The following is a 259-nucleotide window of genomic DNA, read 5'->3' on the forward strand; positions in this document are numbered from 1 at the left end:
GCACCAAGCTATGTAAAAAACTGAGAGAAGAGCTACATAATAAAACCCCTGTATTGATGCTGACGGCTCGTGATACGATTTTGGATAAAGTCGCAGGCTTCGATAGTGGCGCTGATGATTATCTGGTCAAACCCTTCTCACTCATTGAATTAGAATCACGGATTAAAGCGCTTATCCGTCGACACCAAGATGAGCATTTTGAGCACAGCTTAGCTGTCGGACCATTATCCTTAAATGCTAATGAGCACACGATTAGACG

General features: G+C 43.2%; 1 protein-coding gene. It reads left to right on the forward strand.

The genetic code is table 11. The features are described from left to right. Positions 1-259: response regulator (locus AAEZ03_RS27965; protein WP_350583178.1), on the forward strand; the 259-nt coding region annotated here is incomplete at both ends.

Origin of the sequence: Pseudomonas sp. HY2-MNA-CIBAN-0224 (assembly GCF_040310285.1) — a bacterium.
Taxonomy (GTDB): Bacteria; Pseudomonadota; Gammaproteobacteria; order Pseudomonadales; family Pseudomonadaceae; genus Aquipseudomonas; species Aquipseudomonas helleri.